This is a genomic window from Enterobacter sp. FB (assembly GCF_000805795.1).
GTDB classification, from domain to species: Bacteria; Pseudomonadota; Gammaproteobacteria; order Enterobacterales; family Enterobacteriaceae; genus Enterobacter; species Enterobacter roggenkampii.
The window spans coordinates 147,203-172,929 of sequence record NZ_JSZC01000004.1 but is presented as its reverse complement, the minus strand read 5'-3'; the positions used below and the strand labels follow the sequence as shown (position 1 = coordinate 172,929).

Sequence of the window (25,727 nt, the reverse complement as noted above, 5' to 3'; positions counted from 1 at the left end):
CAAATCTTTCCAACAAAGGTGGAGGCAAACCCGCCCGTGTGTGAAAATAGAAGTATCTGCCGCACTTTAAAGAGGATTGAGCCATGGCAAACCCGGAACACCTGGAAGAGCAACGCGAAGAGACGCGTCTGATTATTGAAGAGCTGCTGGAAGACGGTAGCGATCCGGACGCGCTGTACACCATCGAGCACCATTTCTCTGCGGATGATTTCGACGCGCTGGAAAAAATGGCGGTAGAAGCCTTCAAGCTGGGTTACGAAGTGACCGAGCCGGAAGAGCTGGAAGTGGAAGAGGGCGACACCGTCATCTGCTGCGACATCCTGAGCGAAGGCGCGCTGAAGGCGGAGCTAATTGATGCGCAGGTCGAACAGCTGATGAACCTGGCCGAGAAGTTTGACGTGGAATACGACGGCTGGGGAACCTACTTCGAAGATCCGAACGGTGAAGACGGCGAAGAAGGCGACGACGAAGATTATATCGACGAAGACGACGACGGCGTGCGTCACTAAGCGTTTCAGGCGGTGGCCCGCGTCACCGCTTTTTCAAGGCAGAACCATGGATTACCCGCAGATACTCGCCCCCGTACTCAACTTCCTCCAGTGCCCGACCCCGCAAGCATGGATTGATAAAGCCCGCGACCCGGCGAACCTGCCGCTGCTGCTCACCGACCACATGGTGTGCGAGCTCAAGGCCGCCCAGACCGCGCTGCTGCTGGTGCGTAAATACGTCGCCGATGAAAGCGGTGCCGACGCGCTGCTCGACTGGCTCAAACCTTACGAACAGTTCACCTTCCGCGACGGCCCGGAGCCGGACTTCATCGCCCTGCACAGGCAGATTGGCAAAAGCGTGATGCCCAAAACCGACGACCCGTGGGGCCAGGCGCTTATCGACAGCATGGTGCTGCTGATTAAAGAGGAGCTGCACCACTTCTGGCAGGTGCGCGAGGCGATGCTGGCCCGCGACATTCCGTACGTCAAAATCACCGCCAGCCGCTACGCCAAAGGGATGCTGAAGGACGTGCGCACCCACGAACCGCTGACGCTGATCGACAAGCTCATCTGCGGCGCCTACATCGAAGCCCGCTCCTGCGAACGCTTCGCCGCGCTGGCCCCGTTCCTCGACGACGACCTGCAGAAGTTCTATCTCTCGCTGCTGCGCTCGGAAGCGCGCCACTATCAGGACTACCTGACGCTGGCCCAGCAGGTGAGCGACGACGATATCTCACCGCGCATAAAGCTTTTTGGCGAAATTGAAGCCACACTTATCTCGACACCGGACAACGAGTTTCGCTTCCATAGCGGCGTGCCGGTGTAAACCGGCATAACTCAAGGATAAGGATGCGAGATGAATAAAACGTGGACCCGTATTGTGATTGTCGTCATTGCGGCTGCCGCCGTGGCGTTCTGGGTGTTTTTCGACAGGCAACGCGCCCCGGAACGGCAGATGGATAACGCCCTTAACGCGATGCCCGCCTGGCAGGTGATTAAGGAGCAGGAGCCTGTTCTGCATCAGCGCATCCTCGACCAGATGGCCGCCCTGCAAAAAGCGGGCGAGCCGGAGCAGCAGATTATCGACACCATCCAGCCGCAGATCCTGCATCTGCAGATGTCGCGCCTGCAAAACGCCCCGGACGCCAACGTGGTGAACTACATGACCATCAACATGGAGCAGACCGCCGCCATCCAGAAGGTGAGCGACGACGCCTGCTTCCGCTTCCTCTACCCGATGGTGAAGGGCGGCATCAACCCGATGCGCATGCTGGATAAAGACCTGATGACGCGGCGCATGCAGGCCGACGCCGACATGATGCGCGCGGCCTACGGCAAAAACCGCCACACCGTGACCCCGGCCGAACGCGAGGCGGCCGTCGAGGATGTGCGGCCGATTATGAAAGAACTTGCCGATAAGTACGGCGAGGACATCCAGCTGCTGCAGATGCCTGAGAAGGCGGCGGGCAAAGAGAAGCTCTCCTGCGATATGGTGCAGGAGATGTGGGCCAAGGTGCTGGCGCTGCCGGAGCAGAAGGCGGCGAGGGTAATTCGGCTGGCGGTATCTGAGCTGGAGTGAAGGGACGCTGGTTTTTTGGGCACTTAGCGCGGGTTTCGCGCGTCGTCGCTTGCATGGCGGCGCGCGACAGGTATAATCCACAACGTTTCCGCATCCCCTTCAGTGCCGAAGTGGCGAAATCGGTAGACGCAGTTGATTCAAAATCAACCGTAGAAATACGTGCCGGTTCGAGTCCGGCCTTCGGCACCATAAGTATGTTTGAGAACGTCCGTAACAGTAAGTATCTTATTACAATTAAAGCCTAAAGGCTTTTTTGGGTCTTTGTTCGTCCTAGGGCATCCGTTGCCATCCAATAATAATAGGGTGCAGAATGGAGGTCAGCTCGGTTCGATAAGGATTTGAGCCCCAATTTATGTCTATCACAGACGTAGCAGCTCGCACAGCAAAGCCCCGTGAAAAAGAATACAAATTCACAGACTCCCATGGTTGATTTCTCTTAGTTAAACCAACTGGTTCTAAACGTTGGTATTTGAAGTACCGCTTTGCAGGTAAATAAAGCCTGACCCGCCCCCAGGATTGGGTACAACCTTCAGTTAGTAATGTCGGTTGGTTTTTCTTCATATTTCCCGTTTCGCCAGCCCGCTGCAAATTCAGCCGGCGTCTGGTAATTTAGCGATGAATGTGATCGACACTCGTTATAATCCTGCCGCCAGTCATTAATGATTTTCTGGGTAGGAAAAATATCGCTGAGCCAGAGCTCATCTAGGCATTCATTCTTAAAGCGGCCGTCGAAACTCTCAATAAATCCGTTCTGAGTTGGCTGGCCTGGCTGGATTAAGCGCAACTCAACACCATGTTCAAAGGCCTATTGATCGAGCGCACGGCAGGTAAATTCCGAGTCCTGATCGGTTCTTATCATCGCAGGATAGTCACGAAAAAGCGCAATGCTGTCCAGAATGCGTGCCACCTGAAGCGCCTCCTTATCCAGCATGTTTCAGCGAGCAGCTTCTTGAGGCGGGCGCCCTCCTCTTCAAGTGATTTGAGCCGCTTCACTTCGGGGACTTCCATACCGCCGAACTTCTTGCGCTAGGTGTAAAAGGTGCCGTCTTAAATAGCATGCTTGCTGCAGATTTCCAAGGCCGTAACCCCAGCTTCTGCCTCGCTGAGAATACTGATGATCTGTTCGTCGGAATATTGCTTCTTCATGGGGACGTCCTCATGTGACTTATGAAGACATTGCTAACATTATGGTGTAAATCACTTTCGTTTTAAACTTGTAAGCATTGCCTGCTACTGTAACATAAGGAGCAAGCAGCGCTTAAAATGGAGTGATATTAACCTGCTTTTGAAGCAGAGAGTTTATTTGGTCTTGCATCTATAAGCACAAGGTTTTTACCTTCTTTCAATTTAAGCTCTTTAAGTATTTTATATACGGCGTTTAATTCAGTGTCGGTGAAGTAAAGAATTACCTTAATTGAATTGTGAGTCTCATTAGCTTTTTCGTAAATTTCAACTTGATTAGCTAAATTTCTCTTTAGTTGAGAGTTACTAGCTAATTTGAACTCAACGAGGGTTTTATCTTTATTTCCACGAGATATCTTATAGTCTACAGGACCTCTGCCGTTATTGACCTCACTGTTAACATCAGAAGGCGTCGCAAACCATGTTAATCTAAATAGCAGCTGTAAGTCTGCTTCTCGTTTTATTGGTGATCCTTTGAGGTAAAATATCTTATACCCGTCATTGTTTTCGATGACTTGTTTCAAATAATTGACCCGCTTGAAACTTTCATCGAGAGTATTGAATTTAGAATGGTAAAAATCAGATTCTGCATTGATTTTTTCCGCTAAACCTTGGACGAGTTCAATGAATATATCTTCGATTTCTGAAACTTTTAAGTCACTTTGTTTATGTGCTTCGTAACTATGGTCTTCTTTATACTTAATAAAATAATCAATAAACTCTGGATGTTTTTTTATTGCTAATCTTGCTGCATCTTCATAGTCTTTCTTTTTCGGTGTATCAGGAATCATCCTGGCAAAGTAATCGCCGAGTTGCTCCCTTAACTGATCATTCGGAATGGATGAGCAAATGAAGCTGAAATCTTCAATCATTTCGTTTTGGTTAATCCAAGCCTCATCTTTTGTAAGTATATCTCTAGGTGTTAGTAGAACATATTCACCATAGTAGGCTGGAAGCGTAAACTCTCTTGCTGCCCAGGTCTGTGTAATATAATTAAATTCAACTTTTTCGACCATAAACTTTGACAGAAAAGACTTATCAATGTTTTTTATTGAAAATTCCTGTGTGTATTCGAGAAGGTATTTCTTTATTAAGTTGGTTGTGAAATCACTGATGCTGTCTTTTCCAACTTTATCTTTTATGAGGCATAACTTCTCAAGATGGCTTCCTCGAGTTAGGGTTTCATTCCCAAAGTTTTTGAAAGTAGTGCTAAAGTTTTCAATAAGTGCCTTAGCAAACTCAGGGCCTAATCCTCTACCGCCGTTACCAACGAGACTAAAACCAAACCAGTTTTGTTTCACTTCTGGGAATAAAAACCAACTTTTTATAAGCCCAGGAGTTAATCTTCCCTCATCTGACATTCTTTTTAGAAACGATACATAATTGATTATTTCAGCATGAAGAGTTTTGTATTTATCATTTTGACTATTAAACAAAAGAAAAGGATCAATGAACAATGGTAGATCATTGATTAATGAAATATTAAAAGCACCATAATCGGTGATGCTGTTAGGACTGACGTTATAAAAATCGGAGAAATAAATCCTTAGCTTGGGTTTTGACATGCTCTAATCCTTTGTAAAGAATGACGTGTAGCTTTTCATCAGTTTAAGCACGGAATGCCTAGTAAGTCTATGATGAACATCATGAAACAAGAGGTTGATTTGTACATGCCATTATTTGCTCATTTCTATGAATAATTGATGGTTTATGGGGCTATGATAGTTTTAAAGTAAATGATATTAAGTATTATAATTTCATTTGTGTTAATTTTATGGGAAAAATGGTATTGCCGTGATGAATTTTATGTTTGGGGGCAATTTGGTGGTCTTTAATGATGATTAAAGATTTTATTCATTTTATTTCATTTTGATAATTTTTTTCATGTCAGGCCTCCACCGAAATAAGTGATTCTGGAAAGGATAAGCTGCCTGAGGCAGCTTTTTTTATAGTAGTTTGAACAAAAATACACTAAAAAAAAGATTATCTCAGTTCGCAAGTAATTCTTCAGATAAATGAGTTAATTTCTTACCAGTAACATAGTGATCAATCAGAAACATTGGTTCAATGTATATACATTTTATCGGTGGATATTTCTCATCTTGAATAAGCCCAGTTTTAGGATCTTGTAAATGAACGGACTCAACATTGTTTGAATCGCCAGGGAATAAAAAATAATTATTAATTTGAGCAGATGGAAATATATCCTTCAGAGCAAGAGCGTAGAAAAATTGTTTAATTATATCCGGCCAGCCAGGTAGCTGGGCTAACTCACGTGCCCCATAATATTTTGCATCAATAATTGCGAATATATCGTGTTCTTGAGCTTTTAATACCGTATCAGTACGACCTCCTTTTTGGCTTGCTATTTGATATTGGCTATTTATTTTATAGCAAGGTTTGGCTAATAAATTGTTAATATCAAATTTTGATATTAAGCAATTATCAATCATATTTTCCCACATAGAGTGAAATTTATTAATGCCTATAACTATATTGTTATTTGAAATGTTATTTTTAAGTGTTAAAAATTTTACTAGATCTTTGAGGAGATTCATGTCTCGATCGCTGTAAACATTATTTAGCTCTCGCTCAATACAATCAATTTGAGCTTCATCACTATTTTCTGGCAGATTAATATCTGCCAATTCATGCTGAATTCTAGAGTCATCACTAAAATATATCCATCCAATAACATCATCTAGTTCACGTATAATCCGTGCATGAATACGAGTTATTTCGCTATCAAGTGATATATTCTTCTTTTTCCCTATAGTGTCTAAGTATATCGGTGAATTACCGGAGGGAAAACTTTGAATTTTATTAATGGTTCGTTTCCAGCATATTTTACCTTGATTTCTTTTAATTTCATACTTGTGGCGAATATAAAGACCATTCTCAACAAAATCTTTAAGCAATGTAAATGCCAAACTAAGATACGAATCTCCGATAAGTCGATCTGAATATCCATCTCTCAATGAAAATCTCTCTCTATTTTGCGCATATTTGTATATGGCTTTAATAAGAGATGAGCCTAATTCTTTGAAATTTTGAACGTTAAAGTTATTACTATTTCTAGGAAGAAAGATGCTGGTCGTTTCTTTGTCAATGATCAGTCCACAAAAGTCCAATTTAGAATTTTCTTCAAGTATGAGACTACAGGAATTTAAATCGTGTTTTATATGTTCCGGTAACGAGGAAATCAAACACCTGTCTTGATAAAATTTAATTTCCATAGCTTCTAGTCATCCGCATTTGCAAGTGTTCCAACTGCCCGTAAGGATTCTTCTACTTCTGATTTGAATATTGGATATCCATTTGTGTACGCTGAGACCAGCTGACCAAAAGTGACCAAGGGCTCGCCCTCTACCTCGGATGCAAAAATATTCTGACGTCGACCATGTCTGAGCACATCATCCCAAAGATAAACGAATAGTTTGTAGCGTAATGCATCACAAGCGCTTTCATTATCTTTTATTTCATTTACAGACAAAAAGCGATGCCCAAGCAATCGGTCTTCAGGAACACCAATTTCCATTAACTTTTGATTGATAATTCTAGCAAAGTCGCGCCATTCAATTAAGCAACTAGCACCAGGGATTGGTATTGAGAGAACGCCGGGAGTAGCACTCGCATAATCAATAGGCATGTATTTCATAGCCCATCTGCGTTTGAACGCAGTATCAAGAGTATTTACACCCTGGTCACTGCTATTCATTGTTGCCAATATGGTTAGGTTCCTTGGAATTGCTAGTTTCTCGATCCTTTCAGGGACTATGTGATCATTAATATAATCAAGCATGTCTGGATCTATATTTATCTCATAATTGCTATCATGATCTAGCAATTGAAAGAGATCTCCGAATACTGAAGCTGCAGGAGCTCTATTTATTTCTTCAATAATCAGATATACTTGTTGTAAGGGATTTTTCCTTGCTTCAATATAAGCATTTGTAAATGGCCCTGGTCTGAATGTATAGCCTACAGTGCGAGGAGCCCCGTTAGCTTCCATCTTAGGTCGTAAACTGCCTACAAAATCACTATATTGAGTGTCGGCATGAAATACCGTACGAATTTTAGTAGCTCTTGCGGTCTCTTGTTCAATTGCCCAGCTTTTACCAGTGCCTGGTGCACCAACATAAATCGTATTAAGTTTTCCTTCCAAAACATTATCATTATTATCTGATTCTTCAGCAGGTAATATTGTGCAATCACTAATTACTTGCTCTAAAAATTGTATTGACTTATTTATATATTCATCAATAAAAGGTATTGTGCTGTCTAAATCTTGTGGAGTTAGCCCATTTGCGATGTGTACGATTCTTGATATCGCATTAAAAAATAACTTTGATTGTTCTTGTGCTACTACTTTTGCTCTGGGATAAGTAAACACTCTCTCGCCAAGAACCCGCACTAACTTTTCAAAATATTTCCACTCGGTACATTCAATTGGACTTATTATCTCAATTTGGTCGTAGAGTTCTTGAGCATCAGTAATATTATTGTTGAACAAAGGAGGGGTGATTAACGAACGATTGATGAAATTCAAGGCATGGTCGCTATTAATGATGTCTTGAAGGGAGTGCAGGATGCTTTGAAATGAAAGGTCATGCACCTTTTTTGAGGAGTTTTCGACTTCAAAAAAAGACCCAGTATTCAAGAAGTTAACTTTGAAATTGGATTGCTCATTCCAAGTGTTATTAAAATGTTGCAACTGTTGTATTCTAGTTAATGGAAAGATTGAGTTCACTGTGTCAGTTCCTGTTCCGTTTAGAGATTTCGGTTGACTGTTTAAACATACAGCGCTAGGATTGCCGGGATATAAACCGGATAAGGTAACACTGTATGAACATCGCTAGTAAAGCTCAATATATCAAAGAAATTAGAAAAAGATTAGGCTTGGGCCGTACAGAATTGGCTAATCTATTGGGTCTTGGTTCTACTGGCGAGCGGACGGTCAGGGGCTGGGAGGAGGAACAGCATGTTCCATCGCCAGCTAAGTGGCAGTCCATTTTGAAAGTCGAAAAGGAAATGCTCCTGTATCTGGAGAATGCACCTTTTCGTCAAAAGCCATTGCACGAGTCCGAGTTTACTTTTATTGATCTCTTCGCTGGAATTGGCGGTATACGACTTCCTTTTCAGGAAATCGGAGGACATTGTGTATTCACCTCTGAGTGGGATAAGTTTTCGCAAAAAACTTATTTGACCAATTTTGGGGAAATGCCTAATGGCGATATTACTAAAATTAGCGCAACAGATATTCCGGATCATGATATTTTACTTGGCGGTTTCCCTTGCCAGGCATTTTCGCAAGCTGGATTGAAAAAGGGTTTTAGTGATACCCGTGGTACAATGTTTTTTGAAATTCAAAGAATTTTAGCTGCTAAACGTCCGAAAGCATTCATGCTTGAAAATGTTAAACAGCTTCAAGGGCATGATAAAGGAAGAACCTTACAAACAATTCTTGATATTTTGAGAGGGAACAGCAGTCATTCTGTTCCAGAAGATGTTCCCATCAGTGTAGATGCACGCAAAGCCCTTTCTGAGAAGCTTAATTACTGGGTTGATTATAAAGTGTTGAGAGCGGGAGATTTCGGTGCGCCTCAGAATCGAGAACGTATTTTTATAGTCGGTTTCGATAGGGATTATTTTGAGGGTGTCGATTTCGATTATGCATTTAGCTGGCCTACTCCACCAATGACTCCAACAAAAGTTGGCGATATTCTCGAGGATCTTAGTCAACTCTCTAATAGCATCGATAAATATACGATCTCAGATAAATTATGGTCAGGCCATCAAAAAAGAAAGGCCGAGCATGAGAAAAAGGGCAATGGCTTTGGTTATTCTCTTTTTAATGAAGATAGCATCTATACAAACACTATAAGTGCAAGATACTATAAAGATGGCTCTGAGATCCTTATTGATCAATCACATATTGGTAAAAACCCTAGGAAATTAACCCCTCGAGAGTGTGCTCGACTACAAGGTTTTCCTGATAATTATATTGTTGATGCTGTCTCACAGGGTCAAATTTATAAACAATTTGGTAATTCTGTTTGCATGCATGTTATTCGTGCTCTTTCTAAGGAAATGATTAAGACCCTTTCTACAGCAGAAAAATTGCGTGAAAAAACGTTAAAAAAAATAGTATGAAGGTAATTGGGAATTAGAGAGCTGACATCAACTGGAGAGTCAAGTATTATCTTGATTCTCCATTCTTCCACTCTTATTCTTCATGTCTAGAACCTGTAATTTTAAATATAATCATATACTTTGATGAAGATTTTAATTTTTTCATTTCCTCAAAAAATCCATTTTGCTTCCTGTGTCAGATTATAAAATTATTTATGAGGCTGCTCGCTGTTAGATTCTGCTAGGTAGGCTGCTGAAATCTCGTAGGTTTCATTCAGGGTTCAGAATAGATTAAAGTTCTACATATCTGTTCGGCTCGTTCGGCTTAAGTGTTCTACAAAGAAATGCTGCTTCGGTTTATTGGATATATTCAAATCCAGCATCACGCCATCCTCCTCAGCAATTGAACTACAGTCAGTGAGACTAAGTACGGCTTTTATCCATCCACATCTTCATCGGGCTGCTGCTATCCTGTTCGATACTTAGAGTGGTCTACCTACCTATGATTGACATATCGTGATTGAAACAATTATGCTTTGTTGCTGAAAATAACAGTTGGTCTCACCATCTCACTTTTGAGAGTAATAATTGAAAAGGGCCAATTAACAGGCCTTGTCCAGAAACTATGCAAGTTATTACTGTGGTCTATCGTTAAGTTGGGGAAATTACAAGTTATGATGGTAACAAGGGAAAGCATGAAACAATGGATTATTTTATGTCTTCAGGAACGGGGTGGTAAAGCTTGGCCGCGAGAAGTATCAAAATACGTTTGGGATAACTATGAGGTGGAGCTGAGAAATTCAGGTGATATGTTATATACGTGGCAATATGAGATACGTTGGGCCGCTCAGCAATTGAGAAATGAGGGTGCTCTGAAACCAGTAAATAAGCGCAGAGATTTACCATGGGAATTAGTGTGAAACATATTAATTCAATTATAACGTACTGGCGAGACATAAATGAATTTTAGAGTTTCTTAAAGAAAACTGTAAAAAAAATTTATGGCATCTTAATTCTCGCTTTAGATCTAAATCTGTATTGTTTTAATATGGCTTTAATACTACCTATGACCTTATTTTATAAGGTGTTTAATTTGTAGGTTTAAGTGCAGGAAAAATACATATGCTTATTTTAAATTAAATTGACATTAATTTTTTGTATGGAATTTGAGCCCAACCTTAGCACTCACCCCCTGAACACCTCCCTACGATGCCACTCCACAAACCCCTCCCTTGGATAATTCCCTTTCACCATTGGCAGCGCAATTTGCTTCCCAGCAAAATCCCAAAACAGCCGCCCAACAATCCCGCCCCCATTCACCGCTTCAGACACCAGTACCCGCATACTCTCATCCAGCCCAATCGATCCCTTATCAAACGCCTTATGATGAATCGCACACAGAGCCAGCCCGTTCGGGATCTCACACGGTCCGCCAAACTGCTTCCACATTATGTGCGCGGCTTCGAGTCCAACTGTGGCGTTATCATGCCGCATATTGAATCCACAGATGGCACATTCATATTTATACGCACGCAGAACCTGCTGGCGGAACAGCGGGTCGCGAACCTTACGAATCTGCTGGATATCAAAACCCATCTCATCCGCAATATCTTCCTGTATGCTTTCTGGAAAATGCGCTTCAAGGATTTGCTGCGCCAGCGAGCCGATCAGGTTTTTGTTCTTACTCAGCAGCGCAAAGTGTTCTTCATCAAATCCGCCTGCGACGCTATGTTCTACAAGTTCTTTAACAGGCGGTTGTTTACTGCCAGTGGTCGAACAAAACTCAGTATTCTTCAGATCCCAAAAACCGTCTCCTTTGAGCCGCCAGAAGGGCATATTTGGATAATGTGCCTTCCTCTGCGGGCCAAAGCGTTCTAACAGGCTAAGCAACTGCTCGTGAACCTCGGTTCCATAATCAAACAGTCGTGCATGACCCTGCTGATAGTTTGCCAGCACGTACAGAAGCAATAGAGGCTTATGCGGCGCACGCTGTTCGCCTTTGCACCAGATGGTGATGTCGGCTATTGCCTGTTCGAGAGTTTTGCTGGAAGCCATCGCGTTACGGAAGAAGGTAAATAATTGCGATGATGCTCGCAAAACCCAGACCAATCAACCCGCAATCTACAAAAACATGACCTTACCGTACATAACATTATTTCCTGAATCCCCCTCGCAAATTTCAAATTTACCCCACACCATATATTCAGTCTAAAGCAGGTGAACGCGTTTAGGGTTCCAGGTATTGAGCAGTTGAAACGACTTCAAAAACCGTAGCGCGGATAGCGCTCTACCAGCTCAGTCAGTGCCTGAATCACCGGTCCATCACCCGGGTGCTGGTAAAAATAAATCCTCCTGCTCAGCGATAACGTCCTGCAGGTCTAGCGTAAACTCATGGCAAATTGTGCCGTCAGATAGCTGGCTTCAAAGATACAGGCTTCGCGGCAGACATCCTTAACGGCACGTCCGGCTTCGACGGACTTCAGAACGGCAATGTTCTGGTGGTCAGTGAATCGGGCTTTAAGCAAGGCGAGCTCCTCAGAGGGACATAATCAGTATCTCGGAAGATCTCTAAAAGTGAATGGTTCATTTTTGCCGGGATACTTACACTGCCAGCGGTTCGGTCTCGCCCCTGAGGGTACATGGTCATCTTGATAAACCTAGCTTCCTGACACACCTCTGATGTTACCGCTTAACGGCCTTACACGTTGTCTTACCACCAACGGGCTATTGTCTGAAAATCAGAGGTCTCTCGGAATAAAACCTTCTTATGTCCGATTGCGTAGGAGTACGATAAGCCAACAAATCATTATAGATAAAAGGGTTATCTATGGCTCTACATGGAAAGTTCGTAATTAATGATGCGTACTACTCCCCGTTATCGTTTCCTGGTATAGGCACGTTTTTAGCTTTCTCTGGTAATGGTGCTTACCGTAATCGTGGGGCATGTGGAATGATCCCCAAAGAGGGGCCAGTACCAGCGGGTAAATACTGGATTGTTGACCGCCCTCAGGGTGGACTCAAGTCACAGCTAAACACAGTGGGAAGAGACATTTATAATCACTTCGCCAATGGTGCAACGTTCAAACATTCTGAATGGTTCGCATTATGGCGTGATGATTGGGGGATCGACGATTACATATGGATTGAGAGCGTTCAGCGTGGCTATTTCCGTTTGCATCCAGGCGTACTATCAGAAGGTTGTATCACTCTCCCACATGATTCTGATTTTGCCATGTTGCGTAATGCTCTGTTGAGAAGCCAAAAAATAGATGTTCCTTGCATGAGGAAGCTACAGGCATACGGCACGATTGAGGTGATCTCCAATGGCAAAACATGCCCTTAGTTTATTCATCAAGATAGTGCTGTTCGCTGTTGTTATGCTGATCGTTGCTGAAATGGTTCCGTATGATGGATTAGTTAATTCTATTACGGAGCTTTTCGATTTCCAAAGCGCCGACAAGTTTACCCGCTTCATTTTAGGTGAACCTGATTCAGAAGTTTGGGAATCGTTAGACGGCTATTTTAGCATCTTAATCAATTCATTAATCAGCGTACCTGTCATGAGCGCTATTACCACGGCGTACCGTGGCGCGACTCACAAAGTTAGTCCAGCTGGTATCCCCAGAGAGTGGTTCAGTTCCACATTGCGACGGTTAGCTAAAATCTTCGGGTTTACCTTCCTGTTTTGGGCGTTGTTTCGCTTGCTGCCTTATAAGTCTTTATTCCCGGATCAAACGTTTTCAAATTTCACAATGGCGGCGATTGTGGGCTTTCAGTTGCTCTTAACGATTGTTTGCTACTGGTTCATCACGAAGAAAATCACAACTAAAAGGAGTTTGTAAAATGCCTATTCCGGCTTACATGTGGCTTAAGGACGATGGCGGCGCAGACATTAAAGGAGCCGTAGACGTTCAGGATCGTGAGGGGAGTATAGAGATTGTTGGCTTTAGTCATGGTCTGAACATTCCAGTAGACAGTGCCAACGGCAAGATTACTGGCAAGCGTTCACATTCTCCGATGATGATTGAAAAGGAGTTTGATAGCTCCAGCCCGTACCTATACAAAGCCGTTGCCACCGGTCAAACGTTGAAAAGTGCGGAGATTCGCTGGTATCGCATTAACCATGCAGGACAAGAAGAGTGCTACTTCGTCATGACCATTGAGGGTGTGAAAGTGACGGGCATTAACCCAGGGATGCCAAACGCTAAGATGGCAGGAAACTCGCAGATCAACCGCATGGAATCTGTTTCCCTGATGTATGACAAAATCACCTGGCGTTATGTTGATGGTAATGTCCAGTATACGGACGATTGGAACGTAAGAGCGTAATAAATCGCAAGGAGGCATTGAGTGCCTCCTCTTTATTAACGCTTATCCTCTCAAAGGAGCCTGTCCGTAATGCTGTGTAACTGCCATCGTATTAAAGGTGATCGCTCAGTCGGTCACCGAACTTGATAATAAAACGACGCATTGCCAGCCCGCAGATCGGCGAATGGTTGCTCTGAGGTCCATGCGGGCGCTCACCTTATATTCTGATAGTCATCACTGCGTAATTTCCCTGACCCAACCCTTTTCCTGAATCCCCCTCGCAAATTCTAAATTTACCCCACACCAAACCGCTGTATTTATATTCAGCCCTGTATAATGAGCACCAGGAATTACGCCGAACGGCAAAGGAAGTATCAAAGAATATTTAAAGAAGAATTCGCGATATGAAGGTGCTGCAACACCCTCATACCGCTAACCACCACCAACTTATAGGGAGTTGAAAATGGCTGCAACGAATTTTAAGCCAGAGTTTACTGTTTGCAAAACAGAATCAGACGCTTTCACCGGCATGATTGAAAACCGCGAGCTGGTACGCAAAAACAGCGCCCGCCGTTTACACGGCAACCAGCCCAACGCGGCGCCCGTCCATCCTCGTGCGGAAACGCCGCAAGACAGTGCCGCCTGCTGTGAACTCTATGCCCGCATAGATATGAAATACCTTCTTCTGGGCGGTGAATGGTTAGCCCGTGCGGGCTTTATCAACGGCATGCCCGTGAAAATCCGCGCCATGAAAGACTGCATTGTGATTACGCCACAGCATACAAGAGAATTATGGGGATGCCTGGAAGGTATGAGCGTGGTGAATATAAATAAGCAGAAAGTCGCACAATGGTTAAAAACGTTTCCGGGCGCGTTAAATGACACCGGTGATATTCCGGTGATTAAGCGCAACGCCTGATAAATATCCCGGCCTTGCGCCGGGATTATTATTTAAGCTGTGTTTTAAAACACCGGCACCCCCAGCCCCACCTTCACCTCCCTCAACGTCCCCTGCGTCACCCCCTGCGCCCGCTCCGTCCCGCGCTTCAGCATCGCCATCAACTCCCCCTTATCCCGCATATACATCGCCCTCCGCTCCCGCATCGGCGCAATCAGCTCCTGCAGGCACGCCTCCAGCTCGTTCTTGCACGCCCGGTCACCCAGCCCGCCCGCCTGATAGTGCGCCTTCATCGCCGCCACTTTGTCCTTGTCCGGGTGAAACGCGTCGAGGTAGGTAAACACCACGTTCCCCTCAATCTGCCCCGGGTCGCTCACCTTCAGGTGATTCGAGTCGGTGTACATGGCGCTTACCGCGCGATGGATGGTCTCTTCGCTGGCCGAAAGGTGCAGCGTGTTGCCCAGCGATTTCGACATCTTGGCGCTGCCGTCGATGCCGGGCAGGCGGCTGGTGTCGCTCAGCATCGCTTTACAGTGGCGCAGCACCGGGGCGGGCAGCAGGCTGTTCATCTTGTGCACAATCTCGTTGGTCTGCTCAATCATCGGCAGCTGGTCGTCGCCGACGGGCACGCACTCGGCCTTAAACGCGGTGATGTCCGCCGCCTGGCTGATGGGGTAGGCCATAAACCCGACCGGCAGCGAGCGGGCGAAGCCCTTCTGCGCAATCTCGTTCTTCACTGTCGGGTTACGCTCCACGCGGGCGACGGTGACGATGTTCATATACAGCATCGTCAGCTCGGCGAGGGCGGGCAGGGCGGACTGCAGGCAGATCGTGGTCAGGTTCGGGTCGATGCCGGCGGCGAGATAGTCGGCCAGCACTTCGGGAATGTTGTCGCGGATCTTCTGCGGGTTGCTGCCGTTGTCGGTCAGCCCCTGCAGGTCGGCAATCAGCACAAACTGGTTGTGCGTCTGCTGCAGCGCCACGCGCTGGCGCAGCGATCCGATGAAGTGGCCGAGGTGCAGCGGGCCGGTTGGGCGATCGCCGGTGAGGATGGTGGGTGCGTTCATAAAGACTCCTTAATGTGCAGTTGCCGAAAGGGGTCTTAGAAATGTGAAAGCCGCCTTTCGGCGGCTATCTGAAAATGGGGAAAACTACTCCGTGCCGCCTTTAAAAAGGCAGCCACCAGCGGTTTACGGTGAGCACGGCGTGGTTTATGTTCATCTCTTTACCGTACCACGTCCGGCGCGAAAAACAAAAGGGCACGTCATGCTGCAATCACTCAACCACCTGACCCTCGCGGTCAGCGACCTGCAAAAAAGCGTCACCTTCTGGCACGAGCTGCTGGGGCTTGCGCTGCACGCCCGCTGGAATACCGGGGCCTATCTCACCTGCGGCGATCTGTGGGTCTGCCTGTCGTACGACGAAGCGCGCCGGTACGTGCCGCCGCAGGAGAACGACTACACCCACTACGCGTTTACCGTGGCGGAAGAGGATTTTGAACCGTTCTCGCACAGGCTGGAGCAGGCGGGCGTCACCGTCTGGAAGCAGAACAAAAGCGCGGGGGCGTCGTTCTATTTTCTCGACCCGGACGGGCACAAGCTGGAGCTGCACGTGGGCAGCCTCGCCGCGCGGCTGGCGGCGTGTCGCGAGAAGCCCTATGCGGGCATGGTGTTTACCTCAGACGAGGCTTGAGGCGCGCACTTTCAGCCTGCCCGCCAGCGTCACGTGCGTGGCGGCATCTTCCTGATTGCACAGGTACTCCACCGCCAGCCGTCCCAGCTCGCTGTAGGGCAGCTGAATACTGGTCAGCGGCGGGGTGAGCTGCTCGGAGATCTTCTGGTCGTCGTAGCCCGCCAGCAGCATGTCCTGCGGGATGCGCACGCCGTTCACCGCCAGCGCCTGATAGCAGCCAATCGCCAGCCAGTCGCTGGCGCAGAAGATGGCGTCCGGGCGCTCGGGCAGTTCCAGCAGGGAGGTGGTGGCGGTAAAGGACTCGCTGAACTGCCAGTTGGTCTGGCGCACCAGACCGTCGTCGCACGCGAGTCCGGCCTGCTGTAGTGCCGCCCGGTAGCCCGCCAGACGCTGGCGCGAGGCCTCCATCCAGCTCTCGCCGGTGATGTGAGCGATGCGCGTCCCCCCGCAGGCGATGAGGTGTTTAGTCACCTGGAAAGCGTTGGCGTAGTCGTCCGGGATAAACGACGGCAGCAGCGGCGAGCCGGGGTCGCGCTGGTTAAGCAGCACCAGCGGGATGCGGGTGCAGTCCTGGAAGGCCGTCATGTCCACCAGCGTGGTGACCGGAGACGCGAGAATAATCCCGATGCAGTTGCGCTTCTCCAGCTGGCGGATGATGTTCAGCGCCAGCTCGATGTCGTCGCCGTAGTCGTAGACGGTGAGCAGGGTCTCGTTGCGCCACGCCGCTTCCCGCGCCTGGCTGATGGCGTCGATAAACGGGTCAAAGCTCTGCATGGAGCTCACCAGCAGGGCGATCTCTTCCTGGTTGCGCGGGGCGTGTACGGCGGGGAGGCGGTCGTAGCCGAGCTCGGTAGCGACGTTGATCACCCGCTGGCGGGTGTCGTCGCTGAGCTTGATGTTGCGGGACTGGTTAAGCACCAGCGATACCGTCGCCTGCGACACCCCTGCCGCCCGCGCAATATCGTTCATCGTCACTTTCGTTTTTCGCTTCATCCGTCCTCTCCCTTTCGCGAATTCGCATCATACCCTAACCGCACGCTTTAGCGCCGTCGATCACGTTTCTCAATCATCGAAGCGTGAACTTTGTGAGGGGCATCGCTTTTCTCAACGCCGTGATTTGCGCATTTATCCTGCAACTAATATTTATTAGCTAAACATTATCAGTGAGAGGACGCGTAATGAAAGAGCAGTGGAGCAGGGAGCAGGCACAGGCGTGGTATCAGCAAAAAGGCTGGCTGTGCGGGTTTAACTATCTGCCGTCGACGGCGGTGAACTGGACCGATATCTGGCAGGCAGAGACCTTCGATGCCGAAACCATCGAGCGCGAGCTGGGCTGGGCGGCGGAGGCGGGCTATAACACCCTGCGCATCAACCTGCCGTTTATCGTCTGGGAGCATGACCGCGACGGGCTGATGGCGCGCATCGACCGCTTTTTGACGATTGCCGACGGTCACGGCTTCAGCACCATGCTGACCCTGATGGACGACTGCGGCTTCTCCGGCGACGAACCGTACCTCGGCCCGCAAAAGCCGCCAGTGCCGGGCAAACACAACAGCCAGGCGGCGGCGAGCCCGGGGCGCGACAAGGTGTGCGATAGAGACTGCTGGCCACAGATAGAGCGCTATATCCGCGACGTTGTGCGCCAGTTCCGCGAGGATAAGCGCGTGCTGCTCTGGGATCTGTATAACGAGCCGGGCAACCGCGGCATTTTCGCGACCGGCACGCAGGAGGTGCAGTACGACGCGAAGCTGGAGACCTGCGCCCACGCGCTGATGAAGCTCGCATTCCAGTGGGTGCGTGAAGAAGACCCAACCCAGCCGCTCACCGTCTGCGCCTGGCGCCTGCCGCCGGAAGAGGAGGGCGAGACGTTCTTCCAGCATCCGCTGGACCAGACCGCGCTGGCGCTCTCGGACGTGGTGAGCTATCACGCCTACACCAATACCGGGCGCATGACGGCGATTATCCAGCAACTTCAGGCGCTGGGCCGCCCAATCTTCTGCACCGAATGGCTGGCGCGTCACGTGGGCGGCACCATCGAAGAGCAGCTCCCGCTGATGTACATGGCAAAGGTCGCGCCGTATCAGTGGGGGCTGGTGCGCGGTAAAACCCAGACCTGGCTGCCGTGGCCGGTGGTGATGAAGGAGTCCACGGACTACTGCCGCCTCTGGTTCCACGACGTGTTCGAGGAGAACGGTATCCCGTTTTCACGCGCTGAAATCGCGCTGATGAAGAAGCTGCGCAAAATCGCCCCGGATCCGCAGGGCTAATAATAACGACCCGGCGCGCTGTCGCCGGGCAACCAGGTACGCACTATGGCAACGACAATGAAAATACCGTCTCGCGAGTTGTGGTCTTATTTTGGCTATGGTTTAGGTCAGTGTTTTAGCTTTGGTTTAGTGGGTTCGTTTATTAACTATTTTTACACCGACGTGCTGGGGATCTCGGCGCTGGCGGCGAGCACCATCTTCCTGATTGCCCGTGCATGGGACGCAGTTCACGATCCGCTGTTTGCCAGCATAATGGACACCATTAACAGCCGGTTCGGCAAGTTTCGCCACTTTTTGCTGATTGCGCCGCTGCTGATCACCGGCGTCACGCTGCTGTCGTTCTATAAAATCGAAGCGGACATGACCACCAAAATCCTCTACGCCGGGGTGACGTACATCCTGTGGGGAACGCTGTACGCCATCTCCGATATCCCGTTCTGGTCGATGTCGTCGGTGATGACCAACGACTCCGGGCAGCGTACCCGCGCGGTGACGGCGGCGATGCTCGGGGTGAACGCCGGGATTGCCTGCGCCAACATCTTCTTCCCGAAGCTGGCGGCGTTCTTCGCCCAGTACAGCAACGATAAAGGCTACTTTATGGCGGCGCTGGTGATGATGCTGGTGGGCCTGCCGCTGATGCTTAACGGCTTTATGCAGATCAAAGAGCGCGTGCCGCCGAGCCCGGAAAAGGTGACCATCCGCGACACCTTCCACAACCTGCGCCAGAACAAGCCGCTGTTTATCGTCCTGCTGTCGTTCTTCTTCTGTGTGTTCCACAACGTGGCGGGCGGGCTGTATATCTACTTCTTTATCAACAACCTGGGCGACGGCAGCCTGCAGATGGCGATTGGCGTGATGGGGATCGTGGCGGCGGTGCTGTGCCTGGTCGCGCCGATGCTGACGCGCCGAATGCAGAAGCGGAAGCTGTTTATGATCCTCTGCGGGCTGGACGTGGCGGTGCGCGTGGTGATGTGGTTTGTCGGGTATCAGCAGGTGACGATGCTGTTCATTCTGCTTGGCCTGAGCACGCTGTTCGTGATGATGACCAACATCCTCACCTCGTCGATGATTGCCGACACCATTGAGTACGCGGAGTACCACACTCACAAGCGCTGCGCGGCGATCACCTTCTCCGGGCAGACCTTTACCGGCAAGATGTCGGTGGCAGTGGGCGGTGGGTTAATCGGCGTGTTTCTGACGATGATCGGCTACGTGCCGCAGGCGCAAATTCAGAGCCAAGGCGTGCTGTCGGGGCTGTTCTTCGGGATTTGTCTGCTGCCGGCGATTGGGTCGCTGATCCGCATGGGCTTTATGTCGCGCTTTACCTTTACCGAAGAGAAGCACGCGGAGATTTGTCGGCTGCTGGCGGAGCGGAACGCGTCTGCGAAAGCGCCGGGTGGCGGCTGCGCCTTACCCGGCCTACAGGACCAGCCCTTGTAGGCCTGATAAGCGAAGCGCCATCAGGCTTCGCATTTAAAGAGTTAAAGCGACTTCACAAACGCCAGCAGATCTTCGTTGAGCTGATCCTGGTGGGTCAGCGCGAAACCGTGCGGCGCGTTGTCGTACACCTTCAGCGTGGCGTTTTTGATCATCTCTGCCGCCAGCTTGCCGGTGCTTTCAAACGGCACGATCTGGTCGTTACTGCCGTGAATAACCAGCGTCGGCACGTCGATTTTCGCCATATCCGGGCGGAAGTCGGTTTCGCCGAACGCGGTCACGCAGTCGATGGTGCCCTTCAGGGACGCCAGCAGGGCGATGTTCAGCGTCTGGGTCAGGGCACCGGCGGAAACGGTCTGCCCGGCGTTGGTGCCGTAGAACGGGGTGGCGAAGTCGCTGATGAACTGGGCGCGATCTTTACGCAGTCCGTCGCGAATGCCGTCGAACACGCTCTGATCCACACCCTGTGGGAAGGTGTCTGATTTGCCGAAGATCGGCGTAACCGCGCCCAGCAGCGCCAGACCGGCCACGCGCGCGCTGCCGTAGTTGTTGATGTAGCGGGTCACGTCGCCGCCGCCCATGGAGAAGCCCACCAGCGTCACGTCCTGGAGATCCAGGGTGGTGATCAGGTCGTTGATGTCGGACGCAAAGGTGTCGTAGTCGTAGCCGTTCCACGGCTGATCCGAGCGGCCAAAGCCGCGGCGGTCAAAGGCGATGGCGCGGAAGCCGCGCTCGGCCAGGTAGTTCAGCTGGCTGTCCCACATGTCGCCGTCCAGCGGCCAGCCGTGGCTGAAGAGAACCGGTTTGCCCGCGCCGCCTTCTTTGTAGTAAATCTGCGTGCCGTCTTTTGCCTTAAACGTTGCCATAGTGTGTTCCTGTGCAGGTGATGGTTATGGTTATACCGGCGCGACCAGATAGCGAATAGCCGGTGATGTTGTGCCCTGATGAAAAGCCAGAACGCGGCTCTGCAGCAGGAGGTCATTCATGGTGTGGCGCTCCTGCTGGCGCAGATGCTCAATCCAGGAGCCCATCAGGAAGGTCTCGATAAACAGGCCGGGACGCTCGATATCCTCGTACACCGCCCAGCTCATCGCCCCGGCGCGGCGGCGTACCCGGCGCAGCTCGTGAACCGCCTGCAAAAACGCTTTCGCGTTGTGCGGGTCAATGATGTACTCGTGCGAGACCAGCACCGGGCCGCGCTCGTTCGGCAGGTCGATCTCCACGCCGTCCAGCGGCTGGCCGCTCAGGTCGAGGTTCAGGTCCGGATCTTTCTCCAGCTTCCAGCGGAACACCGTCGCGCTCGCCAGCACCATCCCCAGCGTGGCGACCACCAGCGAGGTCGGGGTGCCAAACTGCGACGCGATCTGTCCCCAGAGGGCGCTGCCGGCGGTCATCGAGCCGAAGAACACCGTCAGATAAACCGCCAGCGCGCGGGCTTTCACCCAGCGGGCGGCGCTGCGCTGGGCGCCGAGATTGAGGGTAGAGAGCACCGCAATCCACGCGAAGCCGGTGAAGAACTCAAACAGGTTGAGCAGCCAGACGTGGCGCACAAACGCCAGCGCCAGCATGGTGAGGGCAAAGACCAGGCTGGCGGCCACCATCAGCCGGTCGGCGTTCAGCCGCTGGCGCAGGCGCGGCAGCAGGATGGCCCCGGCAATGGCGCCCAGGCCAATGCACGCCAGCATCACGCCGTAGCCCGCCGGGCCTAAGCCCAGCTCGCGGCGCGCCACCAGCGGCAGCAGCGCCCAGCCCGCGCTGCCGAAAACGAAGAAGGCCACGGTGCGTACCAGTACGTTGCGCAGCACCGGGGCGGCGTGCACGTAGCGAATACCGGAGCGCACCGCGGAGAAGAAGTGCTCCGGCGGCAGACGCTGCACGGACGGCGCCGGACGCCAGCGCCACAGCACCCACGCCACGCCGACCACGGACAGCGCGTTCAGGGCAAACACCATCCACGGCCCGGCGAGCGAAAGCAGAAAACCGCCCAGCGCGGGGCCAATCGCCCGGCTGATGTTCACCCCGAGCGAGTTCAGTGCCACGGCGGCGCCCAGCTCCGTCTTGCTCACCAGATCGGGCACCACGGCCTGGAACGGCGGCGAGCTCATCGCCGCGCCCACGCTCAGCAGAAACGTCGCCACCAGCAGCACGGCGGGGGTGACGTGTCCGGTGAAGGAGAGCACCGTCAGCACGGCGGCGGTGATGAACACCCATAATTGAGAGAAGAGCAGGTATTTACGTCGGTCGACGATGTCCGCCATCACCCCGGACGGCAGGGCGAAGAGGAACATCGGCAGGCTGCTGGCCGCCTGTACCAGCGCGATATCCAGCGGATCGGCGCTCAGGGTCAGCATGCTCCAGTTGATGCCGACGTCGCTCATCCATGAGCCGACGTTAGAGACCACCGTGGCGATCCACAGCATGCGGAACACCGGCTGTCTCAGCGGCTGCCACGGCGAAACCGTCGGTGCGGGCGTCGTCTCGACGTGTGCGTCGCGAACGTCGTTAACCTGGGTCATGCGAACCTCTCCGCTGCCTTACGCTGCAGCCGCCACTGGCCCGGCCCGGTGAGGGCAAGGGTGGTGAAGATAATCAGCAGCAGCCAGCCAAACTGCCCTTCGGCAATCGACCAGTTCGGGTGGACCGCCAGCATCGCCACCAGCAGCACGGCGATAATCGGCAGGCACGCCAGGCGGGTGTAGACGCCCGCAATGATCAACAGTGGGCAAACCACCTCGGCAACAATCGCCGGGATCAGGCTGGCGTAAGGCCCGAAGCCGAACGGATCTTCAATGCGCGTCAGCTCTTCGCTGAAGTGCAGCACCTTCGGCAGGCCGTGCACGTAGAGCAGCAGCAGGCTGCCGGTCAGGCGCAGGAAGAACAGCCCCAGGTCGACCCGGGGCGGCATAGTGGTGTTTTTCATCAGAATGCAAAGCAGCTGCAGCCCAGCGCCCCCCAGAAAGCGTTATCGTCGGACACCGGCATCGCTGACGTGCGGGCGAAATCGTGCTGATGGCTGTGAACCCCGCACGGGCCGCTGCAGTGGTGAGCCACACTCATGCCCACGCGGGCGGCCTGCGGCGGCGCGCTGCGGTAGTGGCCCGGCACCTTCACCACCGGGGACCACTCGGGCAGGACCGGGATGGCCGGCGGCGCGAGCGGGCCAAAGCTGCCCGCGGCGTAGACGATATCGCCGTTGACCACCGTCAGGACGGACTCGATGCCCTTGATCTCCTCTTCCGGCACGCGGAAGTAGTCTTTGCTCAGCACGGCCAGATCGGCAAGTTGGCCGACCTTGATCTGCCCCTTCTGGTTCTGCTCGCTGGAGAACCACGCGCTGCCCTGGGTCCAGAGCATCAGGGCGGTATCGCGGTCCAGACGGGCGCTGTGATCGTACATCTGCATCCCGCCGACGGTACGACCGGAGACCAGCCAGTAGAGCGCGGTCCACGGGTTGTAGCTCGCCACGCGGGTGGCATCGGTGCCTAAGCCCACCGGTACGCCGGTCTCCAGCATTTTCGCCACTGGCGGCGTGTGGCGGGTGGCTTCGATGCCGTAGCGCTCGGCAAAATACTCGCCCTGGAAGGCCATGCGGTGCTGGACGGCAATGCCGCCGCCGAGCGCTTTGATGCGGTCGATGTTGGCCTGGGTGACGGTTTCCGCATGGTCGAAGAACCAGTGAAGGCCGTTGAACGGAATGTCGCGGTTCACCTTCTCGAAGACGTCCAGCATGCGGCTGATGGACTCGTTGTAGGTGGCGTGCAGGCGGAACGGCCAGCGGTGCTCCACCAGATGGCGCACCACGCGCTCCAGCTCGTCCTCCATGCCCGGCGCAAGGTCCGGGCGCGGCTCGAGGAAATCTTCAAAATCGGCGGCGGAGAAGACCAGCATCTCGCCCGCGCCGTTGTGGCGGAAGAAGTCGCTGCCCTGGCCCGGCGTGAGCATGTCGGTCCATTTTTCAAAATCTTCCAGCTCGTGGCCCGGGCGCTGGGTAAACAGGTTGTAGGCGATGCGGATGGTCATCTGCTTTTTCGCGTGCAGCTCGGCGATCACCTCGTAGTCTTCCGGGTAGTTCTGGAAGCCGCCGCCCGCGTCGATGGCGCTGGTCAGCCCCAGACGGTTAAGCTCGCGCATGAACTGACGCGTGGAGTTGACCTGCTGCTCCAGCGGCAGCTTCGGCCCTTTGGCCAGCGTGGCGTAGAGGATCATGGCGTTCGGACGGGCAATCAGCATCCCGGTCGGGTTGCCGTTGGCGTCGCGCTGGATCTCCCCGCCCGGCGGGTTTGGCGTGTCTTTGGTGTAGCCGACCACCTTCAGCGCGGCGCGGTTGAGCAGGGCGCGGTCGTACAGGTGCAGGATGAAGACCGGGGTATCCGGCGCGGCGTCGTTAATTTCGTCCAGGGTCGGCATGCGGCGCTCGGCAAACTGGAACTCGGTCCAGCCGCCGACTACGCGCACCCACTGCGGCGACGGGGTGCGCAGCGCCTGCTCTTTCAGCATTCGCAGGGCGTCGGCCAGGGAGGGCACGCCTTCCCAGCGCAGCTCGAGGTTGTAGTTCAGCCCGCCGCGAATCAGGTGCAGGTGCGAGTCGTTCAGGCCGGGGATGGCGGTGTGGCCTTTCAGATCGACCACTTTGGTGCCGTCGCCGTGGTGCTGCATCACCTCGGCGACGGTACCCACTTCCAGAAATTTTCCGTCGCGCACGGCAACGGCTTCCGCGACGGGATTCTCGCGATCGACGGTGTGAAACTGGCCGTTAACCAGAATGAGATCGGCTTTACCGAGGGTAACCATAACTGCTCCTGACTGAGAGGGGAATGGTCAGGATTATGGGAACCGGTTTCGGCAAAGATCCAGTTATACAATAGGATAGGTATACCAAAGTATAACTATACCTAAGGTTAACTATACGAAGAGATAATTACGCGCGGAGAGAGAAAACCGCAGGATGAAGGTGACTTTATCGTCGCGGCGCTCGCGGCGATTTCTACCCTTAACCACTGGAAAATGCTATGACCTCTTCAAAGCTCGAAGTGTTAACCCCTGCGAACTGTCAGATCATCTTTATCGATCACCAGCCACAGATGGCGTTTGGCGTGCAGTCGATTGACCGTCAGGTGCTGAAAAACAACACCGTGGCGCTGGCGAAAGCGGCTAAGGTGTTTAACATCCCGACCATCATCACCACCGTTGAGACCGAAAGCTTCTCCGGCAACACCTATCCGGAGCTGCTGGACGTGTTCCCGGGCCAGGACATTCTGGAGCGTACCTCCATGAACTCCTGGGACGACCAGAAGGTGCGCGACGCGCTGAAGGCCAACGGCAAGAAGAAGGTGGTGGTGGCCGGTCTGTGGACCGAAGTGTGCAACAACAGCTTTGCCCTGTGCGCGATGCTGGAAGGTGACTACGAAATTTATATGGTGGCGGACGCGTCCGGCGGCACCTCCAAAGAAGCCCACGACTACGCGATGCAGCGCATGATCCAGGCGGGCGTGATCCCGGTGACCTGGCAGCAGGTAATGCTGGAGTGGCAGCGCGACTGGGCGCGTAAAGAGACCTACACCGCGGTGATGGACATCGTGCGCGAGCACTCCGGCGCGTACGGCATGGGCGTGGATTACGCCTACACCATGGTGCACAAAGCGCCGTCTCGCCAGAAGAGCGAGCACCGCACCTTAGCGCCGGTTCCGGCTCGCTAAGTCCCGTCGGCGGGCTGGTACCTCATCCGGCTCGCCGCTGCCTCTTTC

At 51.7% G+C, this 25,727-nt stretch carries 23 protein-coding genes, 1 tRNA gene and 3 pseudogenes; 15 read left to right on the top strand and 12 right to left on the bottom strand.

Features of this window, described 5'->3' with window-relative positions:
- Positions 1-83: 83 nt before the first annotated feature.
- From rraB to PI91_RS26335, 5 genes and pseudogenes are all read left to right on the top strand, one after another.
- Positions 84-509, top strand: coding sequence for a ribonuclease E inhibitor RraB (gene rraB, locus PI91_RS01690; protein WP_025759886.1), 426 nt, complete (start codon positions 84-86; stop codon positions 507-509).
- 46 nt (positions 510-555) lie between these two features.
- Positions 556-1,314, top strand: a complete 759-nt coding sequence (gene miaE / locus PI91_RS01685) for a tRNA isopentenyl-2-thiomethyl-A-37 hydroxylase MiaE (protein ID WP_038981673.1) — start codon at positions 556-558, stop codon at positions 1,312-1,314.
- A 30-nt stretch (positions 1,315-1,344) separates the two neighbouring features.
- Positions 1,345-2,067: a hypothetical protein gene (locus PI91_RS01680; RefSeq protein WP_039265330.1), complete on the top strand. Its 723-nt coding sequence runs from the start codon at positions 1,345-1,347 to the stop codon at positions 2,065-2,067.
- A gap of 104 nt (positions 2,068-2,171) precedes the next feature.
- Positions 2,172-2,256 (top strand) — tRNA-Leu (locus PI91_RS01675).
- 163 nt (positions 2,257-2,419) lie between these two features.
- Positions 2,420-2,560 (top strand): annotated as a pseudogene (locus PI91_RS26335) (Arm DNA-binding domain-containing protein); the annotation flags it as partial.
- A 36-nt stretch (positions 2,561-2,596) separates the two neighbouring features.
- On the opposite strand, the pseudogene PI91_RS01670 reads toward PI91_RS26335, so the two are convergent.
- From PI91_RS01670 to PI91_RS24125, 4 genes and pseudogenes are all read right to left on the bottom strand, one after another.
- Positions 2,597-3,213: pseudogene (locus PI91_RS01670) on the bottom strand (integrase core domain-containing protein).
- 128 nt (positions 3,214-3,341) lie between these two features.
- A complete protein-coding gene (locus PI91_RS01660; protein ID WP_039265327.1) occupies positions 3,342-4,814 on the bottom strand; it encodes a hypothetical protein in 1,473 nt (490 codons plus the stop codon).
- 423 nt (positions 4,815-5,237) lie between these two features.
- Entirely contained in the window at positions 5,238-6,485 is a 1,248-nt protein-coding gene (locus PI91_RS01655; protein WP_039265326.1) for an LlaJI family restriction endonuclease, read from the bottom strand.
- Positions 6,486-6,490: 5 nt separating this feature from the next.
- The gene (locus PI91_RS24125; RefSeq protein WP_052232706.1) at positions 6,491-7,999 is read right to left on the bottom strand and encodes an AAA family ATPase; all 1,509 of its coding nucleotides are present in this window, start codon (positions 7,997-7,999) and stop codon (positions 6,491-6,493) included.
- Positions 8,000-8,094: 95 nt separating this feature from the next.
- On the opposite strand from PI91_RS24125, the gene dcm reads away from it, so the two are divergent.
- Positions 8,095-9,402, top strand: coding sequence for a DNA (cytosine-5-)-methyltransferase (dcm, locus tag PI91_RS01645; protein WP_039265324.1), 1,308 nt, complete (start codon positions 8,095-8,097; stop codon positions 9,400-9,402).
- A 674-nt stretch (positions 9,403-10,076) separates the two neighbouring features.
- Entirely contained in the window at positions 10,077-10,301 is a 225-nt protein-coding gene (locus PI91_RS24380; protein WP_232764372.1) for a hypothetical protein, read from the top strand.
- A 265-nt stretch (positions 10,302-10,566) separates the two neighbouring features.
- On the opposite strand, the gene PI91_RS01640 is transcribed toward PI91_RS24380, so the two are convergent.
- Together PI91_RS01640 and PI91_RS26585 are read right to left on the bottom strand one after the other, a co-directional pair.
- Positions 10,567-11,436: a phosphorothioated DNA-binding restriction endonuclease gene (locus tag PI91_RS01640; protein ID WP_039265323.1), complete on the bottom strand. Its 870-nt coding sequence runs from the start codon at positions 11,434-11,436 to the stop codon at positions 10,567-10,569.
- A gap of 162 nt (positions 11,437-11,598) precedes the next feature.
- A pseudogene (locus tag PI91_RS26585) lies at positions 11,599-11,906 on the bottom strand (transposase); the annotation flags it as partial.
- Between the two features lie 302 nt (positions 11,907-12,208).
- Between PI91_RS26585 and PI91_RS24375 the strand changes: the two are divergent.
- From PI91_RS24375 to PI91_RS25275, 4 genes are all read left to right on the top strand, one after another.
- The gene (locus PI91_RS24375; protein WP_071580400.1) at positions 12,209-12,724 is read left to right on the top strand and encodes a DUF2778 domain-containing protein; all 516 of its coding nucleotides are present in this window, start codon (positions 12,209-12,211) and stop codon (positions 12,722-12,724) included.
- On the top strand, positions 12,705-13,223 hold the full coding sequence (locus tag PI91_RS01630; protein ID WP_039265321.1) for a hypothetical protein: 519 nt from the start codon (positions 12,705-12,707) through the stop codon (positions 13,221-13,223). Before PI91_RS24375 ends, PI91_RS01630 begins: the two co-directional genes overlap by 20 nt.
- Before the next feature lies 1 nt (position 13,224).
- Positions 13,225-13,710, top strand: a complete 486-nt coding sequence (locus PI91_RS01625) for an Hcp family type VI secretion system effector (protein ID WP_039265320.1) — start codon at positions 13,225-13,227, stop codon at positions 13,708-13,710.
- 442 nt (positions 13,711-14,152) lie between these two features.
- Positions 14,153-14,608, top strand: coding sequence for a SymE family type I addiction module toxin (locus tag PI91_RS25275; RefSeq protein WP_084635668.1), 456 nt, complete (start codon positions 14,153-14,155; stop codon positions 14,606-14,608).
- Between the two features lie 44 nt (positions 14,609-14,652).
- Here PI91_RS25275 and trpS read toward each other — a convergent pair whose 3' ends face one another.
- Positions 14,653-15,654, bottom strand: a complete 1,002-nt coding sequence (trpS, locus tag PI91_RS01615) for a tryptophan--tRNA ligase (protein WP_039265319.1) — start codon at positions 15,652-15,654, stop codon at positions 14,653-14,655.
- Positions 15,655-15,853: 199 nt separating this feature from the next.
- Between trpS and fosA the strand changes: the two genes are divergently transcribed.
- Positions 15,854-16,279 carry a FosA/FosA2 family fosfomycin resistance glutathione transferase gene (gene fosA / locus PI91_RS01610; protein ID WP_039265318.1) on the top strand — a complete coding sequence of 142 codons (426 nt, stop codon included), beginning with the start codon at positions 15,854-15,856 and terminating at the stop codon, positions 16,277-16,279.
- On the opposite strand, the gene PI91_RS01605 is transcribed toward fosA, so the two are convergent.
- Complete coding sequence (locus PI91_RS01605) at positions 16,265-17,272, bottom strand: LacI family DNA-binding transcriptional regulator (RefSeq protein ID WP_039265317.1); 1,008 nt, start codon at positions 17,270-17,272, stop codon at positions 16,265-16,267. The two genes, fosA and PI91_RS01605, sit on opposite strands and share 15 nt — an antisense overlap.
- Before the next feature lie 185 nt (positions 17,273-17,457).
- On the opposite strand from PI91_RS01605, the gene PI91_RS01600 reads away from it, so the two are divergent.
- Positions 17,458-18,546, top strand: coding sequence for a cellulase family glycosylhydrolase (locus tag PI91_RS01600; RefSeq protein ID WP_039265316.1), 1,089 nt, complete (start codon positions 17,458-17,460; stop codon positions 18,544-18,546).
- Between the two features lie 45 nt (positions 18,547-18,591).
- Positions 18,592-19,986 (top strand): MFS transporter, encoded by a 1,395-nt coding sequence (locus PI91_RS01595; protein WP_039265315.1) that lies wholly within the window; start codon positions 18,592-18,594, stop codon positions 19,984-19,986.
- 41 nt (positions 19,987-20,027) lie between these two features.
- Here the strand turns inward: PI91_RS01595 and PI91_RS01590 are convergent, their stop codons facing one another.
- The 4 genes from PI91_RS01590 to PI91_RS01575 are packed head-to-tail and all read right to left on the bottom strand — an operon-like array spanning position 20,028 to position 24,774.
- The gene (locus PI91_RS01590) at positions 20,028-20,849 is read right to left on the bottom strand and encodes an alpha/beta fold hydrolase (protein ID WP_039265314.1); all 822 of its coding nucleotides are present in this window, start codon (positions 20,847-20,849) and stop codon (positions 20,028-20,030) included.
- Positions 20,850-20,879: 30 nt separating this feature from the next.
- Positions 20,880-22,499, bottom strand: a complete 1,620-nt coding sequence (locus tag PI91_RS01585) for an MFS transporter (protein WP_039265313.1) — start codon at positions 22,497-22,499, stop codon at positions 20,880-20,882.
- Positions 22,496-22,903, bottom strand: coding sequence for a DoxX family protein (locus tag PI91_RS01580; protein WP_025912067.1), 408 nt, complete (start codon positions 22,901-22,903; stop codon positions 22,496-22,498). The genes PI91_RS01585 and PI91_RS01580 overlap by 4 nt, the downstream gene beginning before the upstream one ends.
- Entirely contained in the window at positions 22,903-24,774 is a 1,872-nt protein-coding gene (locus PI91_RS01575; protein WP_039265312.1) for an amidohydrolase, read from the bottom strand. Before PI91_RS01575 ends, PI91_RS01580 begins: the two co-directional genes overlap by 1 nt.
- A 218-nt stretch (positions 24,775-24,992) precedes the next feature.
- On the opposite strand from PI91_RS01575, the gene PI91_RS01570 reads away from it, so the two are divergent.
- Positions 24,993-25,679 carry a hydrolase gene (locus PI91_RS01570; protein ID WP_008501349.1) on the top strand — a complete coding sequence of 229 codons (687 nt, stop codon included), beginning with the start codon at positions 24,993-24,995 and terminating at the stop codon, positions 25,677-25,679.
- Positions 25,680-25,727 lie beyond the last annotated feature (48 nt).